General features: G+C 41.2%; 18 protein-coding genes. 11 read left to right on the top strand and 7 right to left on the bottom strand.

The genetic code is table 11. From position 1 onward, the window contains the following. Positions 1-135 precede the first annotated feature (135 nt). The 5 genes from NMM17_RS03355 to NMM17_RS03375 all read right to left on the bottom strand — a co-directional run bounded on the left by NMM17_RS03355 (position 136) and on the right by NMM17_RS03375 (position 5,595). Positions 136-1,122, bottom strand: a complete 987-nt coding sequence (locus NMM17_RS03355; RefSeq protein WP_033675771.1) for a LacI family DNA-binding transcriptional regulator — start codon at positions 1,120-1,122, stop codon at positions 136-138. A gap of 9 nt (positions 1,123-1,131) precedes the next feature. After that, positions 1,132-1,932: a DUF1189 domain-containing protein gene (locus tag NMM17_RS03360; protein WP_254753834.1), complete on the bottom strand. Its 801-nt coding sequence runs from the start codon at positions 1,930-1,932 to the stop codon at positions 1,132-1,134. Between the two features lie 145 nt (positions 1,933-2,077). After that, entirely contained in the window at positions 2,078-2,920 is an 843-nt protein-coding gene (locus tag NMM17_RS03365) for a sugar ABC transporter permease (RefSeq protein WP_084891159.1), read from the bottom strand. Position 2,921: 1 nt separating this feature from the next. Then, a complete protein-coding gene (locus NMM17_RS03370; protein WP_254753835.1) occupies positions 2,922-4,214 on the bottom strand; it encodes a carbohydrate ABC transporter permease in 1,293 nt (430 codons plus the stop codon). Between the two features lie 109 nt (positions 4,215-4,323). Next, entirely contained in the window at positions 4,324-5,595 is a 1,272-nt protein-coding gene (locus NMM17_RS03375; protein ID WP_254753836.1) for an extracellular solute-binding protein, read from the bottom strand. 487 nt (positions 5,596-6,082) lie between these two features. Between NMM17_RS03375 and malQ the strand changes: the two genes are divergently transcribed. From malQ to NMM17_RS03390, 3 genes are all read left to right on the top strand, one after another. Further along, on the top strand, positions 6,083-7,600 hold the full coding sequence (gene malQ / locus NMM17_RS03380) for a 4-alpha-glucanotransferase (protein ID WP_254753837.1): 1,518 nt from the start codon (positions 6,083-6,085) through the stop codon (positions 7,598-7,600). 25 nt (positions 7,601-7,625) lie between these two features. Further along, the gene (gene glgP / locus NMM17_RS03385; RefSeq protein ID WP_254753838.1) at positions 7,626-9,884 is read left to right on the top strand and encodes a glycogen/starch/alpha-glucan family phosphorylase; all 2,259 of its coding nucleotides are present in this window, start codon (positions 7,626-7,628) and stop codon (positions 9,882-9,884) included. 259 nt (positions 9,885-10,143) lie between these two features. After that, positions 10,144-10,350, top strand: coding sequence for a hypothetical protein (locus tag NMM17_RS03390; protein ID WP_238096478.1), 207 nt, complete (start codon positions 10,144-10,146; stop codon positions 10,348-10,350). 339 nt (positions 10,351-10,689) lie between these two features. On the opposite strand, the gene NMM17_RS03395 is transcribed toward NMM17_RS03390, so the two are convergent. Next, positions 10,690-11,538 carry a putative RNA methyltransferase gene (locus NMM17_RS03395; RefSeq protein ID WP_254753839.1) on the bottom strand — a complete coding sequence of 283 codons (849 nt, stop codon included), beginning with the start codon at positions 11,536-11,538 and terminating at the stop codon, positions 10,690-10,692. Between the two features lie 151 nt (positions 11,539-11,689). Between NMM17_RS03395 and NMM17_RS03400 the strand changes: the two genes are divergently transcribed. Together NMM17_RS03400 and NMM17_RS03405 are read left to right on the top strand one after the other, a co-directional pair. Then, positions 11,690-11,968, top strand: a complete 279-nt coding sequence (locus NMM17_RS03400) for a DUF6110 family protein (protein WP_000910909.1) — start codon at positions 11,690-11,692, stop codon at positions 11,966-11,968. Position 11,969: 1 nt separating this feature from the next. Then, positions 11,970-14,033, top strand: coding sequence for a heavy metal translocating P-type ATPase (locus NMM17_RS03405; RefSeq protein ID WP_254753840.1), 2,064 nt, complete (start codon positions 11,970-11,972; stop codon positions 14,031-14,033). Positions 14,034-14,110: 77 nt separating this feature from the next. Here the strand turns inward: NMM17_RS03405 and tyrS are convergent, their stop codons facing one another. After that, positions 14,111-15,367, bottom strand: coding sequence for a tyrosine--tRNA ligase (gene tyrS / locus NMM17_RS03410; RefSeq protein ID WP_254753841.1), 1,257 nt, complete (start codon positions 15,365-15,367; stop codon positions 14,111-14,113). Positions 15,368-15,508: 141 nt separating this feature from the next. Between tyrS and pbp1b the strand changes: the two genes are divergently transcribed. The 6 genes from pbp1b (at position 15,509) to NMM17_RS03440 (ending at position 22,305) form a co-directional block, all read left to right on the top strand. Next, positions 15,509-17,977, top strand: a complete 2,469-nt coding sequence (gene pbp1b / locus NMM17_RS03415; protein ID WP_254753842.1) for a penicillin-binding protein PBP1B — start codon at positions 15,509-15,511, stop codon at positions 17,975-17,977. Between the two features lie 82 nt (positions 17,978-18,059). Then, complete coding sequence (locus tag NMM17_RS03420) at positions 18,060-18,971, top strand: DMT family transporter (RefSeq protein ID WP_101776931.1); 912 nt, start codon at positions 18,060-18,062, stop codon at positions 18,969-18,971. Positions 18,972-19,199: 228 nt separating this feature from the next. Next, a complete protein-coding gene (gene dapD, locus NMM17_RS03425; protein ID WP_000127466.1) occupies positions 19,200-19,898 on the top strand; it encodes a 2,3,4,5-tetrahydropyridine-2,6-dicarboxylate N-acetyltransferase in 699 nt (232 codons plus the stop codon). Between the two features lie 67 nt (positions 19,899-19,965). Beyond that, positions 19,966-21,096, top strand: coding sequence for an N-acetyldiaminopimelate deacetylase (locus tag NMM17_RS03430; protein WP_101776932.1), 1,131 nt, complete (start codon positions 19,966-19,968; stop codon positions 21,094-21,096). 11 nt (positions 21,097-21,107) lie between these two features. After that, positions 21,108-21,647 carry a 5-formyltetrahydrofolate cyclo-ligase gene (locus NMM17_RS03435; RefSeq protein WP_101776933.1) on the top strand — a complete coding sequence of 180 codons (540 nt, stop codon included), beginning with the start codon at positions 21,108-21,110 and terminating at the stop codon, positions 21,645-21,647. Continuing rightward, positions 21,631-22,305, top strand: coding sequence for a rhomboid family intramembrane serine protease (locus NMM17_RS03440; RefSeq protein ID WP_153226400.1), 675 nt, complete (start codon positions 21,631-21,633; stop codon positions 22,303-22,305). The genes NMM17_RS03435 and NMM17_RS03440 overlap by 17 nt, the downstream gene beginning before the upstream one ends. Positions 22,306-22,310: the final 5 nt, after the last annotated feature.

The raw sequence follows: 22,310 nt of genomic DNA on the forward strand, positions 1-22,310 counted from the left end.
GAAAATCTCTTCAAACCACGTCAGCTTTATCTGCAACCTTAAAGCTGTGCTTTGAGCAACCTGCGGCTAGCTTCCTAGTTTGCTCTTTGATTTTCATTGAGTATAGTGACCAAAAAAACCAGCGTGAGCTGGTTTTTATTTTTCGATAATTTTGTGGGCGATTAACTGACGGTAACAAATTTGTTTATTGCTTTTAGCATCGTTGATAATCTGAAGAATCGTTTCAAATGATGTTTGACCAAGTTCTAGGCTATTAATATCGACATAGGCCGCCAAGTTGAGCTTGGGATTGACTGAGTCGAAGCTGAGAACAGGGACATCCAGCTGGTGCTTAGCGATGTAGTCACAGACCCCTTCAGCTAGGAGGCTATCAGTTGTGATGATAGCATCAATCATAGGATCATGTTTAAATAAACGCTTACTGAATTGATAACCTTTTTCTTCTAGAAATTCGTTCGCAAAATAGGTCAAGTTACTGTCAAGAGGCAGTTGGTACTGTTTGAGTGCTGACTCATAGCCTGTTAAACGGTCTTGTGTTACGAAGAGTCTCTTAGTCCCTCCAATAAAGGCAATTCGTTTGCAGCCTTTTTTGATGAAATATTCAGTCGCATCAAAACCAGCTTGAACATTGTCATTATCGACAAGGGGAATGAAGGGGGACAGAGATTTTCCGAGGATGAGGAAGGGGAACTGCTCATCAGCCACCAGTTTGACTAAAGGATCTTCCTCTTCGGCATAAAGGAAAATTAAACCGTCTACACGTTTACCATAGACCATTTGTGAGATGGCAGTAAGACGCTCCTTTTCATCTTTCCCTGTTGCTATCTGAATGGCATAGTGGTTTTCAGAGGCGACTTGAGAGATGCCACGTAGGACTGATGGAAAGAAGGGATTCTGATAGAAGGCATCTGAGTCATCAGGAAGAACTAAGCCGATAACTTGCGTATAACTGCTTACCAAACTGCGAGCGTTGAGGTTGGGGTGGTAATTGAGCTCCTTCATTGCCTTGCGAACACGTTTTTTTGTTTCGTCGCTAATGGTTGATTTATTTTGAATAACACGGGTTACGGTTGAAGGCGAAACACCAGCAGCCTTGGCCACGTCTTTAATCGTAACGGGCATAAAAATCTCCTATTTATGGTAATCTGGATCACGGAAATGCGTTTTATAAAAAATAGTGACCAGATACAGAACAAAAAGAATGTTTTGTACAGTGATGAGAGTTGTCATATTTTGGCCAAATAATCCCAAAATAAGCGTAATCAGAGTTGGTAATCCTAAACAGTTCAAGATAAAATGGTAGCACTCTTTAAAGGTTCTAAATGAAAAGAGGCGTGATTTCTTAGTGATATAAAGGAGAAGACTAGCCCCCAGAGAGACGATAAAGAAATTCAAACCAAAGAGGAAGCTAGCACCGAGAACTAGGAAGAGACTGATATAGACACGATTCTGCTGGTACCAGTCTTTAGAAATTGCTTGGGTCAAGCTGTCTTTACTTTTGAAACTCTCAGTCTCAATCGCTCGGTAAGAGACCCGGGTCAGTTCCTTGCTTTCCTTGCTGATGACTAGCTCATTCGTATCGAAATGCAGTTGCAAATCCTTCGGTAATTCCTTGCTTTGACTTGGACCGATTAAAAGAGAAGGGGCTTGACTAGCTGTTCCTGTATAAGTTAATTTACCATCAACAATTGTAGCATGTTCAGAGAGATCCTGGACAACCTCATCTGTCAATGGTTCATAGACATTATCGATAAAGGTTTCTAGCGGATAAGTTTCCTGGGAGCTGTTTTGGATGGCAATGGGTACCATAGACAAGCTGATCAGGAAGATGCTGGTAAAGAGCAGTTGAAACCAGTTGAGCCCGAAACGTTTGGATAGGGGCTTACGAAATCCCCAAATACTTGAAAAATAGGAAAATGGATATGGAAGCATAGGTATCTTTCTAAAAGGTGTTTTCTATATGAGTATTATTATATAGAGAAATGCGCTTTATTTCAAGTCTAGGAGAAAAATTGCTTGTTGCAAGGATAGTTTTATAGTCACAAGATCCAAAATGAAAAAGGGTGGCGGGGATATATTATCCCTTGTCGCCACCACTTGTAAGTCCTGAAACAAAGTTCTTTTGTAGGAAGAAGAAGAGAATACAGATTGGAAGAGCGATGAGGATAGCACCTGCTGAGAAGTAGGCAATCTTCATGTTTTTCGCATTGTTAACGAAGGTTTGGAGACCAACGGCAACAGTAAAGTATTCTTTCTCACGAAGCAAGAAACTAGAGAGGATGTAGTCCCCGAAAGGTCCCATGAAGGCCCAGAGAGCTTGTACGGCAACCATTGGGCGAACAAGTGGAAGAACAATTTGCCAGAAGCGGCGGAAGTGTCCTGCACCGTCTAGTTTTGCAGATTCGTCTAGAGACATTGGTACTGTATCGAAGTAGCCTTTCATGAGCCAAGCATTCATCGGGATACCTCCACCAACGTATAGGAAGATGAGGAACCAGCTGTGGTTAAGGGCGTTCAACATAAGCGCCATAACGAAGAAGGCTGTCAAAGCGGCCATGGTTGGCACCATTTGGATAATCAAGAAGAAAACCAAACTTTGTTTACGAGCCAAGAAGTTGTAACGGCTGTAGGCATAGCCAGCAAGTACGATGATACTTGTTTGAACAGCCATAGTAATCAAGGCGATAATCAAAGTGTTGAGGTACCAAGTACCGTACAAGGTTTCAGAGAAGAGTCCTTGGAAGTTAGCAAAACTAAAGTCGACGTTGCTGTCTAGTTTAAAGGCTACTACGTTACCAGTCTTGAAGGCTGACATAATGGTAATCAACAGTGGATAGATAATCACAATTGAGAGACCAATCAGGTAAAGGTATGTAAGGGTTTGAGTCAGTCTACGTTTGAGTTTAATTGAGTTATTCATCTTAGACGTCCTCCATATCAAATGCGTGTAGTTTCTTGAATGCGATCATAGAGATTGAGATGACAATGATAGAGATAATCAAGGTAACAGCTGCCGCCATTGAGTATTGAGGAGATGTACCTGTTGTCAAACGGTAGATCCATGAAATCAAGATATCGGTTGAACCAGCTCCACCACCGACACTACCAGGTCCTCCAGCATTGAAGAGGTACATGATAGAGAAGTTGTTAAAGTTGAAGGTGTATTGACTAATCAAAGTAGGCGCAGCAACAGCCAAGATCATTGGGAAAGTGATGTTGCGGAATTTTTGCCAAGCATTGGCACCGTCAATATAAGCTGCTTCGTAAAGGTCGTTAGGAATAGATTGCAAGATACCCAATGTCAAAACGTAGATGTATGGGAATCCAAGCCAACCTTGCATCATAATCAAGGCAATCTTAGTCCAAGTTGGGTCTGTTTTCCAAGGAATAAGAGCCCCATCAAGGAAAGGAAGGAATTTAGCCAAGATTGGCAATACTTGAGTGTTGATAGCTCCGACACTATCGTTAAACATGTTTGAGAATGTCAAGATAGTGATGAAAGCTGGAACAGCCCAAGGAAGAAGGAAAATAACACCAAAGATACGTTTTCCTTTGATAAATGGTTGGTTAGCAATGATAGCGGTGAAGATACCGATGACGATCTGTAAAGTAGAAGCTGCCAAAGCCCAGATGATGGTCCAAGAAAGAACGGCACCAAAGGCTGAACGGAAGGTACTCAAGCTCCAGATGTTTGTAAAGTTGGTCAAACCAACCCAGTCCAACAATTTGTTTGGTGGCAAGTGTTGGAAGTCATAGTTTGTGAAGGCGATCATCAAGGTTACGATAACTGGGAAGATAATCGCGAAGGTCATGGCAACATAAGATGGAATGATCAAGAGGTAAGGGAAGCCATTTTCATAAATCCCTTTGATCATGTCTTTGAAGGTACGTGGAACGGGAATTCCATTGTTAATACGTTTTGCAATTGTATGTGCATCTTTGATATTTGCGAAATAAAAGAGTACATAAACGACTACAAAGATTAAATGGAAGGCACCACGAATCAGCATAAAGAGGGAATTATCACGACCTGGCTTGTCACCAAGAGTGATGAGATTGCTCAATTCAGGGGCTGCAAGTGCTAGGAAGTAAAGGACGAATACAAGGGTTACACCAAGGAAGATAAAACCTTTTGCTTTTTGTTTATTGTAAATCTGTCCTAACCCAGGAATGATAGACAGCAGGGCTGCTTTACTAGGTTGTTGCTTTTCCATAATAACTCCTTTCATAGAATACTGGTTTTTAGATAAAACCTAAACTATTTATGTTTCTATTGATAAATTCAAAGGGGGATTTGAATTCCACCCCCCTTGAACAAATTTTTTATTCACCAAATTTTTGTTTGATTGTTTCTTTGATCAATGTTACAGCATCGTTAGCAGCTGTTTTAGCATCTTTCTTACCGCTTACAGAGTCAAAGAGCATGTTAGCAGCTGGTTCCCAAACTGCAGACATTTGAGAGATGTTTGGCATTGGTTGAGCGTTCTTGAACTGTTTGATAACAGCTGTTGTCAACTCATCGTTTTTACCTTCAGCGTATGAACGAGCTTCAGTATTAGCTGGGATTTCGTTAGTTGCATCGTAGAAGGCTTTTTGTTGTTCAGTTGAAACAAGGAAGTCTACAAATTTTTGTGCTCCTTCAAGGTTCTTAGTGCTTGATGGGATGATCCAAGCTTTACCACCACCGAATGCTGCGTAGTCTTTTCCGTTTGGAAGAGTTGGGATAGTTGCAACACCGTAGTTTACTTTAGCATCTTTGAATGCTTGAGCTTTCCAAGGTCCATCAATGATAGCAGCTGTTTTACCTTCTTGGAATTGAGTTTGGATTAAGTTTCCAGCAGCTGTACCATCTTGCATACCTTTAGGCCATTTTTCATACCAAGATTTAGCGTAGTTGATACCTGCGATAGAACCGTCGTTTGCAAGACCGATGTCTTTAGCATCTTTACCGTTTTGTCCGAATACGTAAGCACCGTTACCAGCAAGAAGTCCGTATGCATAGTAGAAGTTTGTCCAGTCAGCTAGGAAAGCAGAAGTTTTTCCATCTTCTCCAGCGAAGGCATATTTGCTATCTTTAGCAAGGTTTTCTAAGTCAGCAAAAGTTTTTGGAGCTTCTTTTACCAAGTCTTTGTTGTAGTACATAACAAGTGACTCGATAACGGCAGGAGCACCGTAAACTTTACCGTCAGCAGCTGTTACAAGAGATTTAGTTTTATCATCTGTTTTAGCGCCGTCACTCAATTTCACTTCTGAAAGTTGTCCGTCAGTACCAAGGCTACCTACACGGTCGTATGGAGCCATCATAACGTCAGCAGCTTGACCTGATTGGTTGTCAAGAGAAAGTTTGTCAAGACCACCAAGTTGGTCACCAGATTTGATGTTAACTTTTGTTCCTGATTCTTTTTCATAAGCTTTAGCAACTGTTTCAGCAAAAGCTTTGTATTGGTCTTCGACGTAAAGAGTGATTTCTTTCGCTTCAGATGAACCAGAGTCAGCAGGCTTATCAGCAGTTTTGCTTCCGCAAGCTACCAAAAGTAAGCTAGCAAGTGTAACAGTTCCAAGCACCGCAGCGCTTTTCATGAATTTAGATGACATAGTGTATTCCTCCTAAAGAATAACAAATTTTATAATGAGGAAACGCAAACGTTTTCCTTTATGGCACTAGTATAGCACAAATAGAAAACGGTTGCAAGTGTTTTTTGTAAAAATTTTAAAAAAATTTCACGAAAATGGTAAGCGTTTTATTTGTTTATAATAGAAGAAAAGTCAGAAAATATATTTTCACGATTTTACTGAAATTATTTAGGGAAACGATTGCCTAAATTTTGAACAAAAAATAAATTGCTCTAGACCAAAAGTAGACTAAGTTGCCCCTTCTATTTGTAGTTGAAGAAGATTTTGCAAATAGAAAAGAAAAAATGTATATGTATACATAAATAAGGACAAGTTTTTTTAAAAAATAATCAAAAAGTTTTTTTAAAACCGCTTGCAATTATTCCAAAAATGAAGTATACTTATATTAACGCAAACGTTTGCGTCCAAAAAATGAAAAATTAAACTACAAATACACGAGGTGTTGTTTATGAAAAAACGTCAAAGTGGTGTGTTGATGCACATCTCTTCTCTCCCAGGAGCTTACGGAATCGGATCATTTGGTCAGAGTGCTTACGACTTCGTTGATTTCTTGGTTCGCACGAAACAACGTTACTGGCAAATCCTTCCATTAGGAACAACTAGTTACGGAGATTCTCCTTACCAATCTTTCTCAGCTTTCGCAGGGAACACTCATTTTATCGATTTAGATATCTTGGTGGAGCAAGGTTTGTTGGAAACAAGTGACCTTGAAGGGGTTGACTTTGGTAGCGATGCGTCTGAAGTTGATTATGCGAAAATCTACTATGCACGTCGTCCTCTTTTAGAAAAAGCGGTAAAACGTTTCTTGGAAGTAGGAGATGTTAAAGATTTTGAGAAATTTGCTCAAGACAACCAATCATGGCTTGAACTCTTTGCAGAGTATATGGCTATCAAAGAGCATTTTGACAATCTTGCTTGGACTGAATGGCCAGATGCAGATGCTCGTGCTCGTAAAGCTTCAGCACTTGAAAGCTACCGTGAGGAATTATCAGACAAGTTGGTTTACCACCGTGTGACTCAATACTTCTTTTTCCAACAATGGTTGAAATTGAAAGCATACGCTAATGACAACCACATCGAAATCGTTGGGGACATGCCAATCTATGTAGCGGAAGATTCAAGCGATATGTGGGCAAATCCACATCTCTTCAAGACAGATGTCAACGGTAAGGCGACTTGCATCGCAGGATGCCCACCAGATGAATTTTCTGCAACTGGTCAGCTTTGGGGTAACCCAATCTATGACTGGGAAGCAATGGACAAAGACGGCTACAAATGGTGGATTGAACGCTTGCGTGAAAGCTTCAAAATCTACGATATCGTTCGTATCGACCACTTCCGTGGTTTCGAATCTTACTGGGAAATCCCTGCTGGTTCCGATACAGCGGCACCTGGTGAGTGGGTGAAAGGTCCTGGCTACAAGCTTTTTGCAGCCGTTAAGGAAGAACTTGGCGAGCTAAACATCATCGCCGAAGACCTTGGTTTCATGACAGACGAAGTTATCGAATTGCGTGAACGTACTGGCTTCCCAGGAATGAAGATTCTTCAATTTGCTTTCAACCCAGAAGACGAAAGCATCGATAGCCCACACTTGGCACCTGCTAACTCAGTAATGTACACAGGAACACACGATAACAATACGGTCCTTGGTTGGTACCGTAACGAGATTGATGATGAGACTCGTGAGTACATGGCTCGCTATACTAACCGTAAAGAATACGAAACAGTGCCACACGCTATGCTTCGTACAGTCTTTTCATCAGTTAGCTTCATGGCAATTGCAACCATGCAAGATTTGCTAGAATTGGATGAGACAGCTCGTATGAACTTCCCATCTACCCTTGGTGGAAACTGGTCTTGGCGTATGACTGAAGATCAATTGACACCAGCTGTCGAGGAAGGTTTGCTTGACTTGACAACAATCTATCGACGAATTAATGAAAATTTGGTAGAATTAAAGAAATAATACAACATCAGGAGACACCTTAAACATGTTATCACTACAAGAATTTGTACAAAATCGTTACAATAAAACCATTGCAGAATGTAGCAATGAAGAGCTTTACCTGGCTCTTCTTAACTACAGCAAGCTTGCAAGTAGCCAAAAACCAGTTAACACTGGTAAGAAAAAAGTTTACTATATCTCAGCTGAGTTCTTGATTGGTAAACTCTTGTCAAACAACTTGATCAACCTTGGTCTTTACGACGATGTAAAAAAAGAACTTGCAGCTGCAGGTAAAGACTTGATCGAAGTAGAAGAAGTTGAATTGGAACCATCTCTTGGTAATGGTGGTTTGGGACGTTTGGCTGCCTGCTTTATCGACTCAATTGCTACTCTTGGTTTGAACGGTGACGGTGTTGGTCTTAACTACCACTTTGGTCTATTCCAACAAGTTCTTAAAAACAACCAACAAGAAACAATTCCAAATGCATGGTTGACAGAGCAAAACTGGTTGGTTCGCTCAAGCCGTAGCTACCAAGTGCCATTTGCAGACTTTACTTTGACATCAACTCTTTATGATATCGATGTTACTGGTTATGAGACAGCAACTAAAAACCGCTTGCGTTTGTTTGACTTGGATTCAGTTGATTCTTCTATCATTAAAGACGGTATCAACTTTGACAAGACAGATATCGCTCGCAACTTGACTCTTTTCCTTTACCCAGATGATAGTGACCGTCAAGGTGAATTGCTCCGTATCTTCCAACAATACTTCATGGTTTCAAACGGTGCGCAATTGATTATCGACGAAGCAATCGAAAAAGGAAGCAACTTGCATGACCTTGCTGACTACGCAGTTGTACAAATCAACGATACTCACCCATCAATGGTTATCCCTGAATTGATCCGTCTTTTGACTGCACGTGGTATCGAGCTTGACGAAGCAATCTCAATCGTTCGTAGCATGACTGCCTACACTAACCACACAATCCTTGCTGAAGCTCTTGAAAAATGGCCTCTTGAATTCTTGCAAGAAGTGGTTCCTCACTTGGTACCAATCATCGAAGAATTGGACCGTCGTGTGAAAGCAGAGTACAAAGATCCAGCTGTTCAAATTATCGACGAGAGTGGACGTGTTCACATGGCCCACATGGATATCCACTACGGATACAGTGTTAACGGGGTAGCAGCACTCCACACTGAAATCTTGAAGAACTCTGAGTTGAAAGCCTTCTACGACCTTTACCCAGAAAAATTCAACAACAAAACAAACGGTATCACTTTCCGTCGTTGGCTCATGCATGCCAACCCAAGACTGTCTCACTACTTGGATGAGATTATTGGAGAAGGTTGGCACCATGAAGCAGATGAGCTTGAAAAACTCTTGTCTTATGAAGATAAAGCAGCTGTCAAAGAAAAATTGGAAAGCATCAAGGCTCACAACAAACGTAAATTGGCTCGTCACTTGAAAGAACATCAAGGTGTGGAAATCAATACAAACTCTATCTTTGATATCCAAATCAAACGTCTTCACGAGTACAAACGCCAACAAATGAACGCTTTGTATGTAATCCACAAATACCTTGACATCAAAGCTGGTAACATCCCTGCTCGCCCAATCACAATCTTCTTTGGTGGTAAAGCAGCTCCAGCCTACACAATCGCTCAAGACATCATCCACTTGATCCTTTGCATGTCAGAAGTTATTGCTAACGATCCAGCAGTAGCTCCACACTTGCAAGTAGTTATGGTTGAAAACTACAACGTTACTGCAGCAAGCTTCCTTATCCCAGCATGTGACATCTCAGAGCAAATCTCACTTGCTTCTAAAGAAGCTTCAGGTACTGGTAACATGAAATTCATGTTGAACGGAGCTTTGACTCTTGGTACTATGGACGGTGCTAATGTGGAAATCGCTGAGTTGGTTGGAGATGAAAACATCTACATCTTCGGTGAAGATTCAGAAACTGTTATCGACCTTTACGATAAAGCAGCATACAAATCAAGCGAATTCTACGCTCGTGAAGCTATCAAACCATTGGTTGACTTCATCGTTAGCGATGCAGTTCTTGCAGCTGGAAACAAAGAACGCTTGGAACGTCTTTACAATGAATTGATCAACAAAGACTGGTTCATGACTCTTCTTGACTTGGAAGACTACATCAAGGTTAAAGAGCAAATGTTGGCTGACTATGAAGACCGTGACGCATGGTTGGATAAAGTCATCGTTAACATCTCTAAAGCAGGATTCTTCTCATCTGACCGTACAATCGCTCAGTACAACGAAGATATCTGGCACTTAGACTAAGATACAAATTTATACTAATACATCTTGTAAAAAAGCGAGTTTCGGTTGAAATTCGCTTTTTTGCCTCTTTATTTGAATACTGTGGATTTGGGTCAATCCTGTCTAAAAATAGAGAGAAATCATAGATAGCTTAAACGCATAGAAATGAGGCTTTTATTGTTTTTTCATCCTCATGTTTCTTCGTAGTTGATTACTTCATATCCCTTGCATACGCTTACACGAAGTATTATAATATGATTATAGGAAAGAAGGTGTTTTTATGTGGAAAAAATATTTTTCAAAATATAAATGGACTGATTTATTTTGGATACTATTTGTGATTTTGACATGCCTCTTGGCGGGTAATAATACTCTTTTTCCCCTTACCCATCAAGAAATCTCTTATCATGGTTGCTTATTGGGAATTACACTCGCCTTATTTCACTTGCTATTTATTGATAAGTTTGTTATCTCGAATCGAAAATAAAGTTTAGGGCTATGCTTGGCTGTGTACCTTTAGGATTGATTTTTGGAGGAAGATTTTGTCTCTATTATTTATTATTTTAAATTTGTTTATCTTGTACAAGATCTATTCTTTGAGACGGGAGAAATCGAAATACTTGATTTATACGGCCTATATCATATTTGGGGTAAATGTACTATATGGTATTCAATGGTTATTAAGAGAACTGATTTCAAAGATTTCCACTTAATATGTATGGAAACTATAACAAAACGCATAAGATTAAGGTTTAAGCGCCTGTTCTTATGCGTTTTCGTAATATTGAAGATTCTCAGTAAGTTTTCTACTTTTGCGAAGTCTAGTTTACAATGCTTTCCCAACAAGTATTTCAGCCTCAATGGTAATCTCTGTCAAGTCGCTCCAGTCAATCTTACTCTGGTCGACATGAAAGAGTAGAGGGGTCATGCTGAGTAGGGCATGGAGTTGCTCTGCTGTGATAGGTTTGGTCAGAGAGGCAGTTTGGCTAGATAGGATGGTAAAGTTTTCTTGGAAATGTTCCTTGACATCTTGATTGGAATAGTCCTTCTTTGTCAGCTGGTCTTGTACCTTCTGGCGTATTTCCTTGAGGTGATTTTCCGTTGGGATGACCTTTATCAAGACACCATCTTTGGATAAGACGCGACGAAATTCTCCATAGTTGGCAGGTGAGAAGATATCGAGCAGGATATCCATACTAGCGTCTTTTATAGGAAGTCGTGCCAAGTCGCCAACGAACCAATTGACTGCCCAGTTGGGTTCGCTCTTGGCAGCGATTTGGACTGAATCTTTGGAGATGTCAAAGGCATAGAAGGTTTTGTCAGGATTCCTTTCTTGAAGCTTGCGAGAATAGAATCCTTCACCACAACCGATATCTAAAATTGTTTTGGCATTTTTTGAGTTTGAAAGTAAATCAGAGACGACCTCTAAAATAGCTTGATAAAATCCAGCTTCTAGGATTTGTTGGCGGTTTTGAAAGTTTTCCTTGTTGTAGTTGGCAGATTGCTTGATTTGAGGTGCTAGATTGACATAGCCAAATTTTGCTAAGTCAAAAGAATGGCGGTTGCAGCACTTGAGACTAGTTTCTAACAGAGTCAGATTTTCTTGACAGATAGGACAGGCAAAGGCAGTCGCAGAAGCAAAACGCTGAAGTTTGGGTTTGAGATTTGTATTCATAGTTTAAGTGTATCAAAAGAGACAACTGAAAGCAACCTTAGGAATAAGTAGATGGGAGATTCAGTAGAAATAAAACTAATTCTCCAATTTATAGAATGAAATTGCTTTTATATCTAAATTGCTATATAATAATGATAAGGAGGAAATAAGTATGTTAAAAGAAGTATTAACCGTCGCAAAAGTTGCGAAAAAATCATCACTCTTTTTGGGTGGTGTCGCATTTGGTACCCTTGGTTTGAAAATCTTGGCAAGTAAGGAAGCTAAAAAAGGTTATTCTAAAGCTTTGGCTAAGGCTTATAAGTTAAAAGACGAGCTAGATGCATCTGTTTCTGTTGTGAAGCAACATGGAGATGATGTCTTGCAAGATGCCAAATATTTGTACGAGCAAGAAAAAAAAGAAGAGCAATTAGATAGCCTTATAGGGGAATAATATGTCTTTTAAGGTGCTACATAGAGGATACCAACATATCCGACTATCATCTTCTTTTTCACTCACCTTGGATATTCAAGACTATCTTCGTTCCTTGGCGAGAGATGAAAAGGGGATTGAGTCCATCCAGTTTTACATGGATCAACAGCACTTTACTCTACGCATAAAAGAAGGCTTTTCTGTATTAGATAATGCAGAAGCCTTTTTAAAAAGAATTGATAAAGGGAAAGTTTCTGAGTTGATGACTCTTCCCATTCGTAGAGAAGAGAGTGCTTATTCTATTGTTTCAGGTGCAGCGATTAAGCGTATACTTTTTCGTAGTTTTGTGCCGTATCCTATTCGCTATATATGGACTTGTTATCAGGCTTTTGGCTATATTAGAGAAGCCTATCAAACACTAGCACGTAAGGAACTAACGATGGAGGTCTTGGACTGTTCGGCGATTTTATTGTCCTTGTTTATGAACCAATCCAAGACGGCTAGCAATATCATGTTTATGCTTGATTTGGGGAATCATTTAGATCAGTGGTCCTTGAAAAAAACTGCAACAGATTTAGAACAAAGTCTTCTTGCAAAAGAGAGCGATGTATTCCTAGTACAGGACGATATGGTTGTTAGTATCAAGAGTTCCGATGTTCAAATAGGAGATGTCTTGATCTTATCTCAAGGAAATGAAATTCTGTTTGATGGACAAGTAGTTTCAGGTTTAGGTATGGTCAACGAAAGTTCCTTGACGGGAGAGAGTTTTCCAGTTGAAAAAAGAGAGTCTGATTTGGTTTGTGCAAATACAGTATTAGAAACTGGAGAGTTACGCATTCGTGTAACCGATAATCAGATGAACAGCCGGATTTTACAACTGATTGAGTTGATGAAGAAATCTGAAGAAAACAAGAAAACGAAACAACGCTATTTCATCAAGATGGCGGACAAGGTCGTCAAATATAATTTCTTGGGGGCTGGGCTGACTTACCTATTAACAGGTTCTTTTTCTAAGGCTATCTCTTTCCTATTGGTCGATTTCTCCTGCGCTTTGAAAATCTCTACTCCTGTAGCTTATTTGACAGCTATCAAGGAGGGGTTGAATCGTGAAATGGTGATTAAGGATGGAGATGTTCTGGAGAAATATCTGGAAGTTGATACTTTCTTGTTTGATAAGACGGGAACAATCACAACTAGCTATCCGATAGTTGAAAAGGTGTTACCTTTTGGGGACTATAGTGAGGAAGATATTCTCAGAATCAGTGCCTGTCTTGAGGAACATATTTATCATCCTATTGCTAATGCCATCGTCAAGCAAGCTGAGATAGAGGGGATTGAACATGAGGAAATGCATGGGAAACTCCAATATATCGCAAGCAAGGGGATCAAATCTCATATAGATGGCCAACCAGTTCTTATTGGGAATTATGTTTTGATGCAGGATGAGCAGATTCATATCAGTTCAGAACAAAATGCTTTAATTGAAGAGTACAAGAGTCACTACAATCTCTTATTCTTGGCTTATCAGAATGAATTGATTGGAATGTTCTGCATTCATACTCCTTTGAGAAAAGAAGCAAAAGCATCCTTGGAGAAACTTAAGGCACAAGGGAAAAAATTGATTCTGGCAACAGGGGACACCTTGGTTAGAACAGAGGAATTAGTCAAAGATTTGCCCTTTGATCAGGTCTATACAGACTTGAAACCTGATGGGAAATTTGAGTTAGTAGAGGAACTGCAGAAAGCAGGTCACACTATTTTGATGGTTGGAGATGGCTTGAATGACTCAGCTGCTCTAACCCTATCAGATATCGGTGTGGTGATGAATGAGAGTGCAGATATTTCTAAGCAGATGAGTGATATCTTATTGTTAGATAATCGCTTGGATTTCTTCCAAGAGTTGGATTCGCTATCATCATCTTTGCAAACACTCATCAAGAAGAATATTCAAGATACCGTTGTCGTAAATAGTAGTTTGATTGGCTTTGGCTTGTTTAACTGGCTCAGCCCTTCAAATCTCTCTATCTTACATAATCTAACAACCTTGCGCATTGTACTGCGTAGCCTGTCTATTAAAAATAGATAGATGAGAGTTATTAACAGCAAAAAGGAGTTACCTTTCTCGAGGGTAACTCCTTTGTTTATAGATAAATGTTGAATAGTTTAGTAAGTCAATACAAAGTATTTCTTCTTACCGCGACGGATAACAGTCAGTTCGTTCTCTAACTTATCAGCATCACTCAAGACATAGTCTAGATCTTGGATGCGGTCACCGTTGACGTAGATAGCTCCGTTTTGGACGTCTTCACGGGCTTGGCGTTTTGAGTTGACCACACCAGATGCCACGAGGAGTTCCACGATATTGTGGTTTTCGTCTGCTTGTACTTGGTAGTTTGGTACTCCACGAAGTCCTTGTTTGAGTTCTTTGACAGAAAGGTTTTTGATGTTTCCCGCAAAGAGTTGCTCAGTGATGTTGAGGGCTTCTTTGTAAGATTCTTCGCCGTGAACAAGTGTAACAACTTCACGAGCCAAGACTTTTTGCGCCAAGCGTTCGTGTGGAGCCACTTCAAATTGTTTACGGATTTCTTCAATCTCATCAAGTGACAAGAAAGTAAAGATTTTCAAGAAGCGAACAGCGTCAGCGTCCATAACGTTCATCCAGAATTGGTACATTTCATATGGAGAAGTCTTTTCAGGATTGAGCCAGACTGCGTTTCCTTCTGATTTACCAAATTTTTTACCAGTTGCATCTGTGATCAATGGAACAGTGATAACGTGGCCTGTCTTGTCAGCCTTACGACGAAGCAATTCAGTACCAGCTGTCATATTTCCCCACTGGTCAGAACCACCGATTTGAAGCGTTACGTTGTGGTCTTGGTTAAGGACGAAGAAGTCGTAACCTTGCATGATTTGGTAGGCAAACTCAGTGTATGAAATTCCCGTTTCAATCCGTTTTTTCACAGACTCCTTACTCATCATGTAGTTGACAGTGAAGTATTTTCCGATATCACGGAGGAAGTCAATGAAGCTGATGCTGCCAAACCAGTCGTAGTTGTTGACCATGACAGCCTTGTTTTCACCATTTTCAAAGTCAAGAAAACGAGAAAGTTGTCCTTGGATAGACTTGACCCAGCCATCTACTGTGTCTTTTGTTTGGAGACTACGTTCAGCATCTTTGAAGGACGGATCTCCGATGAGACCTGTAGCACCGCCAACGAGCGCATAAGGTTTGTGACCTGCTAGCTGCAAGCGACGACTTGTCAAGATTGCGACAAGGTGGCCTAGGTGAAGGCTGTCAGCAGTTGGATCGTAGCCAGTATAATAAGAAACTTGACCTTCTTCTAGGGCTTTACGCAAAGCTTCTTCATCAGTCGTTTGAAAAATCAAACCACGCTCTTTTAGCTCATCAAAAATGTGCATGTGTCTTTTCTCCTTTTTAAAAATATTGTTTCTACCTATTGTATCACAAACTTGGGCAATAGCCTAGTAGAATAAGGAAGAAAGTGGCTATTTTATTGAAAGTTTACCTTTTATGGTATAATAGATAGAGTGAGGAAATCCATGCAAAATCAATTAAATGAATTAAAACGAAAAATGCTGGAATTTTTCCAGCTAGTAAAATCAAAAATAAATCATAAAAAAACAGAGAAAGTCTCAGAAGAGAAGCAGTCGGATGGGACAGGTGGGAAAGTTCTGGCTATCCTAGGTAGCATTTTAGTTGCTATTAAGGGCATTCTGAATACTCTCTTTATTCTAGGCTTTATCGGTGGGCTTTTTGGTGCTGGTGTAGCTCTTGGTTATGGAGTTGCTTTGTTTGATAAGGCTAAGGTTCCCCAAACGGAGGACTTGGTCAAACAGGTTAAAAATATTTCTTCCATCTCAGAAATTGTTTACGCAGATGGGAGTGTCATTGCATCTATTGAGAGTGACCTACTGCGAACTTTTGTCTCATCTGAGGAAATATCGGACAATCTCAAAAAGGCTATCGTTGCAACTGAGGATGAACATTTTCTTGAACATAAAGGGGTTGTACCAAAAGCTGTGATTCGGGCGACTTTGGGAACCTTTGCAGGCTTGGGCTCATCTAGCGGTGGCTCGACCTTGACCCAACAGTTAATCAAGCAACAAGTGGTCGGAGATGCTCCGACTTTGGCTCGTAAGGCTACAGAAATTGTCGATGCCCTTGCCTTGGAACGCAGCATGAGCAAGGATGAAATCTTGACGACTTATCTCAATGTTGCTCCCTTTGGTCGAAATCATAAAGGGCAGAATATTGCAGGTGCCCAGCAAGCTGCTGAAGGGATTTTTGGTATCGATGCCAACAAGTTAAGTATTCCTCAAGCCGCTTTCTTAGCAGGTTTGCCACAGAGTCCGATTACTTATTCTCCTTATGAAAATACTGGAGAGTTAAAGAGTGATGAAGACTTAGAACTTGGTTTGAAGCGGGCCAAGGATGTTCTCTACAACATGTACCGTACGGGTGCTCTGACTCAGGAAGAATACGACCAGTACAAGAATTATAATATCAAACAAGACTTCTTGCCATCAGGAACTGTCAATGCTGTTTCGAGAGATTACCTTTACTTTACGGCTATGGCTGAAGCGACAGACCGCATGTATGATTATTTAGTTCAACAGGACAATGTTTCTAGCCAAGAGTTGAAAAACGAGTCGATTCAAAAGGTCTATCATGAGCGAGCTGAGCAGGAACTAAGCAATGGCGGCTACAAAATCACTACAACAATCAATAAAAAAATCCATAACGCCATGCAAAATGCAGTTGCTAACTACGGTCGTTTGGTAGATGATTCGACTGGGCAGCCTGAAGTAGGGAATGTTTTGATGGACAATAAAACGGGGGCTGTTCTAGGCTTTGTTGGTGGTCGTAATTACCAGACTAACCAAAACAATCACGCCTTTGACACTAAGCGCTCGCCAGCCTCTACAACCAAGCCTTTGTTGGCCTACGGTATTGCCATTGACCAAGGTTTGATGGGAAGCGCTAGTATCTTGTCCAATTATCCGACAAAATTCTCTAATGGAAATCCTATCATGTATGTAAATAGTCCAGGTACAGGCATGATGACCCTGGGTGAAGCCTTGAACTATTCGTGGAATATCCCAGCCTATTGGACCTATCGCATGCTTCGTGAGAAGGGTGTGGATGTCAAGGGTTACATGGAGAAAATGGGTTACGAGATTCCGGAGTACGGTATTGAAAGTCTGCCTATGGGTGGTGGTATTGAAGTCACAGTTGCTCAGCATACCAATGGTTATCAAACAATTGCTAATAACGGTGTCTACCATCAGAAACATGTGATTTCTAAGATTGAATCACCTGACGGTAGAGTAATCTATGAATTCCAAGACAAGCCAGTTCAAGTGTATTCGAAGGCAACAGCAACAATTATGCAGAGTTTGCTTCGTGAGGTGATCTCATCTCGGATCACTTCAAGTTTCCAAACGGATTTGGCTTCTATCAATTCAAGCTTAGCTCGTGCAGACTGGATTGGTAAGACTGGTACAACCAATGAAGATGAAAATATGTGGCTCATGCTGTCAACACCAAGATTGACTCTAGGTGGTTGGCTAGGGCATGATGATAACCGCCCAATGGCTAAGGGGGCTGGGCATTATCGAAATGCCAAATATATGGCTTACTTGGTCAACGCTATCCACCAGGCTGAGCCTGGTGTTTGGGGCAATGAACGCTTTAATCTTGATTCTAGTGTGACCCAGTCTCAGGTCCTCAGATCTACAGGGCAGAAGCCTGGCAAAGTATCCGTTAATGGAAAAACAGTTGATCTTTCAGGTTCGACTGTTACCAGCTATTGGGCTAATAAGGCAGGGGCGCCAACGACCAGTTATCGCTTTGCTATTGGTGGAAGTGATGCGGATTATCAGAATGCTTGGTCTAGCATCGTGGGGAGTCTACCAACTCCATCAAGCTCCAGCAGTTCAAGTAGTAGCTCTAGCGACAGTAGTAACTCGAGTGCTACACGACTTTCTTCTTCAAGGACGAGACGATAAGTTCTATGAACTGTGCTAAATGAAGTGGCTAATCAATGGATTGCCACTTTTTTCTTTTGTCCTTTCGTGTTACAATAAAGGTATGAATCAGTATCAGAAAAAGATTGTTAAAGGAACCATTTATTCGCTCTTATCCGGCTTAATCTGGGGAATCTGTGGAATTCTAGGAGAGTATTTCTTTACTCATTATCAAGTGTCTTCTGGCTGGATTACTTCTATGCGTTTGACACTGGCAGGGAGTCTTGTGCTTATTTGGTCTGCAATGCAATTAAAATCACAAGTGCTAGATATTTGGCGAGATAAGAAAAATTACCTGCCCTTTTTAGCTTATGCTATTTTAGGGATTTTTTCAGTTCAGTATTTTTTCTATCTCTGTGTAGAATACTCAAATGCAGCGACAGCAACTATTTTACAGTTTATCAGTCCTGTCTTTATCCTCTTTTACAATCGCTTAATTTATAAAAAACGAGCGTCGAAAAGTGCTATTTTCTATGTTTTGATTGCTATGCTGGGTGTTGGCTTGATGGCGACAAAGGGAGACCTCTCTCAGTTATCCATGACGCCACTAGCTCTTATAACAGGTCTGTTGAGTGCCATGGGTGTTATGTTTAATGTTATCTTGCCCCAACCTTTCGCGAAGCGCTATGGTTTTGTACCGACGGTTGGGTGGGGGATGATTCTGGCAGGTTTATTTAGCAATGTCCTCTCGCCAGTGTATCAGCTTTCCTTTACTCTTGATATTTGGAGTATCTTGATTTGCCTTATTATCGCTTTCTTCGGGACGGCTTTTGCCTTTTTCATTTCTATGAAGGCGGTGTCCTTGGTTTCTCCCCTGGTAGTTTCTGTTATCAGTGCCAGTGAACCTCTCTCTTCTGCTCTCTTGAGTGTTTTGTTTTTAGGATTGGTGGTGGATTGGTCTCTTCTTCTAGCTATGGCCCTGATTATTTTACCTATGATTTTCCTATCGATAGAAGAAGCGAAAGAAAGTAAATAAAAAGTCTTTTCTTAATTCTAAAAGTGTGCTATACTAGAATAGTCAATAAAACACGGGGAGATAGTTGTGAAGAGTGTTTTTAGGTTGTATCGGTAGGGGCTTGCTTTTACCGACAGCACGTTTTATCTCACATCCCTAAAAATCATACCTAAAAACAAACAAAAAGGCTTCAAATTTGAGGCCTTTTTTGGTAGAATAGGTATCATTAAAATGAACTAGGAGGCGCTTATGACTGCTACAAAAATGAACGCTCAAGAAATTATCCAATTTATCGCCAATGCTGAAAAGAAAACCAGTGTTAAAGTAACCTTTGAAGGACAACTTGCAACTGCTGTGCCAAGCTCTGTTGTCAAACTAGGGAATGTCCTATTTGGAGACTGGAAGGACGTTGCTCCTCTTCTCGAAGGTTTGGTAGAAAATCAAGACTATGTTGTTGAGCAAGATGCTCGTAATTCAGCAGTTCCTTTGCTAGACAAACGTGCTATCAACGCTCGTATCGAGCCAGGTGCGATTATCCGTGACCAGGTTGAAATTGGTGACAACGCTGTTATCATGATGGGAGCGGTTATCAATATCGGTGCTGAAATTGGTGCAGGAACTATGATTGACATGGGGGCTATCCTTGGTGGCCGTGCCATCGTTGGGAAAAACAGCCACGTTGGTGCAGGTGCAGTTTTGGCAGGTGTGATTGAGCCAGCTAGCGCAGAACCAGTCCGTGTTGGAGACAATGTTCTTATCGGTGCTAATGCAGTGGTTATTGAAGGAGTTCAAATCGGTAGTGGTTCAGTTGTCGCAGCAGGAGCTATTGTTACCCAAGATGTCCCAGAAAACGTGGTGGTAGCAGGTGTTCCAGCTCGTATCATCAAAGAGATTGATGCCCAAACCCAACAAAAAACAGCGCTAGAGGATGCGCTTCGTACCTTATAATTGTAAAAGTAATAAAGAGGCGGAACCCTTCTTCCAGCCTCTTTCTGCTATATCGGAGGATAGATAGATGTTAGATTTGATTCAGACTAGACGAGATTTGCACCAGATTCCAGAGATTGGCTTGGAGGAGTTCAAGACTCAGGCTTATTTGCTGGATGTGATTGAGAAATTGACTGCGGGCAAGAATTTTGTCCAAGTTCGAACTTGGCGGACAGGTATTTTGGTTTACTTGCAGGGAAGTCAGCCAGAGCGGACTATTGGTTGGAGAACAGATATTGATGGTCTGCCGATCATCGAGCAAACAGGCCTTCCTTTCGTCTCTCAGCACCAAGGTCGTATGCACGCTTGTGGCCATGATTTCCACATGACTATTGCCTTAGGCTGTCTTGAGCGAGCCCTTGAGGAGCAACCAAAGAACAATCTGCTCTTTTTGCTTCAGCCTGCTGAAGAAAATGAAGCTGGTGGCATGCTCATGTATGAGGATGGCGCTTTTGGAGACTGGTTGCCAGACCAGTTTTATGGCCTCCATGTTCGGCCAGATTTGAAAGTCGGCCAGATTGCGACCAATACTCATACACTTTTTGCAGGGACTTGCGAGGTGAAGATTCGTTTTAAAGGTAAAGGAGGACATGCAGCATTTCCGCATGAAGCCAATGACGCTTTGGTGGCGGCTAGTTACTTTGTGACCCAGGTGCAGTCAGTTGTCAGCCGCAATGTCAACCCAATCGAGGGAGCAGTGGTGACCTTTGGTGTTTTCCAAGCTGGAACAACAAACAATGTTATCACAGACACAGCCTTTTTGCATGGAACTATTCGGGCCTTGACACAGGACATGAGTCTCTTGGTGCAAAAGAGGGTCAAAACAGTTGCAGAAGGAGTTGCAGCTGCCTTCGATATGGAAGTCGAAGTGGAACTCAAACAAGGGGGTTACCTGCCTGTTGAGAATAATCCAGTCTTGGCGCGTGAACTGATGGACTTCTTTGAAGAAAAAGAGGGGATTGAGTTAATTGATATTGAACCTGCTATGACAGGTGAAGACTTTGGTTATCTCCTTTCGAAGGTTGATGGTGTTATGTTCTGGCTTGGTATCGATAGTCCCTACGCCCTTCATCACCCTCAGATGAGTCCTAAGGAAGAAGCATTAGCTATTGGGGTGGATGCGGTCTCTAGTTTCCTGAAAAAGAAGGCGGCAGAGTAGAGGGCTTGTCTATGAAAGCAGAATTACGCAAGCAAGTCTTGCAAGAAATGAAGGCTTTACCTCTAGAGCAAAAACAGGCTATGGATCAAGCTTTAACGGATCAATTTTTGAAACATCCCTTCTACCAAGAAGCTAAGGTCATCGCAACCTACCTCTCTTTTCCTCATGAGTTTCAAACGCAGGAACTGATCGAGCAGGCTCTGAAGGATGGCAAGAAGGTTCTGATACCTAAAACATATCCCAGGGGTCGCATGGACTTTGTGGTCTATAATCCGCAACAACTGGTCAAAACTTCCTTTGGCTTACTGGAACCACAGGGAGATTTGGAAGTGGTGGATGCCTCTCAGATTGATTTGATTCATGTTCCAGGGTTAGCTTTTACGACAAAGGGCTATCGGATTGGCTATGGTGGAGGTTATTATGACCGCTATCTGAAACATTTTCCTGGTCATACTTTGAGTACGGTTTATCCTTGTCAAATTCAGGACTTTATCCCTGAAAATCATGATATTCCTGTTGAGGAGGTTCTGATTGATGAAGGAAATCTTTGATAGACGTTACCCTGTGACGAGTTTCTTCCTCTTAGTGACGGCCTTGGTATTTCTACTAATGTTGGTGACCACAGGAGGAAACTTTTACAGGGCAGATACTCTATTTCGATTTGGAGCCATGTACGGGCCTGCCATTCGCCTCTTTCCTGAGCAGATTTGGCGTCTCTTCTCTGCCATCTTTGTTCATATTGGGTGGGAACATTTCATTGTTAATATGCTTTCGCTCTATTATCTTGGTAGGCAAGTAGAGGAAATTTTCGGATCCAAGAAGTTTTGCTTTCTCTATCTTTTATCTGGAATGATGGGCAATCTCTTTGTTTTTGTATTTAGTCCCAAATCCTTAGCAGCAGGAGCCTCGACTTCTCTCTATGGGCTATTTTCCGCGATTATCATTCTTCGCTATGCCACTCGCAACCCCTATATCCAACATCTAGGACAGTCTTATCTGACACTTTTTATGGTTAACATTATTGGAAGTGTTCTGATTCCAGGAATCAGTCTAGCAGGCCATATCGGAGGTGCAGTCGGTGGCGCATTTCTAGCAGTTATCTTTCCAGTTAGAGGAGAAAGACGGATGTATAGCGCTAGTCAGAGACTGGTAGCGTTAGTGTTGTTCGTAGGACTCGCAGCCTTGCTTCTCTACAAGGGAATGGGATGAAAATT

It is taken from the genome of Streptococcus sp. CF7_Ac1-12, assembly GCF_024295905.1.
GTDB lineage: Bacteria > Bacillota > Bacilli > Lactobacillales > Streptococcaceae > Streptococcus > Streptococcus mitis_AP.

Bases quoted from the DNA above. Each gene is read 5' to 3' on its own strand.
- NMM17_RS03355 (WP_033675771.1), bottom strand. From the start codon at position 1,122: ATGCCCGTTACGATTAAAGACGTGGCCAAGGCTGCTGGTGTTTCGCCT.
- NMM17_RS03360 (WP_254753834.1), bottom strand. From the start codon at position 1,932: ATGCTTCCATATCCATTTTCCTATTTTTCAAGTATTTGGGGATTTCGT.
- NMM17_RS03365 (WP_084891159.1), bottom strand. From the start codon at position 2,920: ATGAATAACTCAATTAAACTCAAACGTAGACTGACTCAAACCCTTACA.
- NMM17_RS03370 (WP_254753835.1), bottom strand. From the start codon at position 4,214: ATGGAAAAGCAACAACCTAGTAAAGCAGCCCTGCTGTCTATCATTCCT.
- NMM17_RS03375 (WP_254753836.1), bottom strand. From the start codon at position 5,595: ATGTCATCTAAATTCATGAAAAGCGCTGCGGTGCTTGGAACTGTTACA.
- malQ (WP_254753837.1), top strand. From the start codon at position 6,083: ATGAAAAAACGTCAAAGTGGTGTGTTGATGCACATCTCTTCTCTCCCA.
- glgP (WP_254753838.1), top strand. From the start codon at position 7,626: ATGTTATCACTACAAGAATTTGTACAAAATCGTTACAATAAAACCATT.
- NMM17_RS03390 (WP_238096478.1), top strand. From the start codon at position 10,144: ATGTGGAAAAAATATTTTTCAAAATATAAATGGACTGATTTATTTTGG.
- NMM17_RS03395 (WP_254753839.1), bottom strand. From the start codon at position 11,538: ATGAATACAAATCTCAAACCCAAACTTCAGCGTTTTGCTTCTGCGACT.
- NMM17_RS03400 (WP_000910909.1), top strand. From the start codon at position 11,690: ATGTTAAAAGAAGTATTAACCGTCGCAAAAGTTGCGAAAAAATCATCA.
- NMM17_RS03405 (WP_254753840.1), top strand. From the start codon at position 11,970: ATGTCTTTTAAGGTGCTACATAGAGGATACCAACATATCCGACTATCA.
- tyrS (WP_254753841.1), bottom strand. From the start codon at position 15,367: ATGCACATTTTTGATGAGCTAAAAGAGCGTGGTTTGATTTTTCAAACG.
- pbp1b (WP_254753842.1), top strand. From the start codon at position 15,509: ATGCAAAATCAATTAAATGAATTAAAACGAAAAATGCTGGAATTTTTC.
- NMM17_RS03420 (WP_101776931.1), top strand. From the start codon at position 18,060: ATGAATCAGTATCAGAAAAAGATTGTTAAAGGAACCATTTATTCGCTC.
- dapD (WP_000127466.1), top strand. From the start codon at position 19,200: ATGACTGCTACAAAAATGAACGCTCAAGAAATTATCCAATTTATCGCC.
- NMM17_RS03430 (WP_101776932.1), top strand. From the start codon at position 19,966: ATGTTAGATTTGATTCAGACTAGACGAGATTTGCACCAGATTCCAGAG.
- NMM17_RS03435 (WP_101776933.1), top strand. From the start codon at position 21,108: ATGAAAGCAGAATTACGCAAGCAAGTCTTGCAAGAAATGAAGGCTTTA.
- NMM17_RS03440 (WP_153226400.1), top strand. From the start codon at position 21,631: ATGAAGGAAATCTTTGATAGACGTTACCCTGTGACGAGTTTCTTCCTC.